Below are 564 nucleotides of genomic sequence, written 5' to 3' on the forward strand. Positions count from 1 at the left end.
GCTTTAACTACATCGGGCCGGTCGATGGTCATGATGTGGTTGGGCTGGCACAAACCCTGAAAAACATGCGTAGCCTGAAAGGCCCGCAGTTGCTGCATATCATGACCAAAAAAGGCCGTGGCTATGCCCCCGCAGAGCAAGATCCTATCAGTTGGCATGCCGTGCCCAAGTTTGATCCGGCCAGCGGCACCTTGCCTAAAAGTAAGGCGAGCCTTCCCACCTACTCCACCATTTTCGGTGATTGGCTGTGTGAAATTGCCGCCAAAGACAGCAAGCTGATGGCGGTGACACCCGCGATGCGCGAAGGCTCCGGCATGGTGCGCTTCTCGCGCGATTACCCACAGCAATATTTCGATGTTGCCATTGCCGAGCAGCACGCCGTCACCTTTGCCGCCGGTTTGGCGCTGGGCGGGTACAAACCGGTGGTGGCAATCTACTCCACCTTTTTGCAACGCGCCTACGATCAGGTGATTCATGACGTCGCCATCCAGAACCTGCCGGTACTGTTTGCTATCGATCGCGGTGGCATTGTCGGGGCCGACGGCCAAACGCACCAGGGGGCGT

1 protein-coding gene is annotated in these 564 nt (G+C 57.8%); it reads left to right on the forward strand.

The window, feature by feature from the left end; all coding sequences use genetic code 11:
• Positions 1–564: 1-deoxy-D-xylulose-5-phosphate synthase N-terminal domain-containing protein (locus J5224_RS34440; protein WP_319802552.1), on the forward strand; the 564-nt coding region annotated here is incomplete at both ends.

Source organism: Candidatus Symbiopectobacterium sp. NZEC135 (assembly GCF_025962695.1).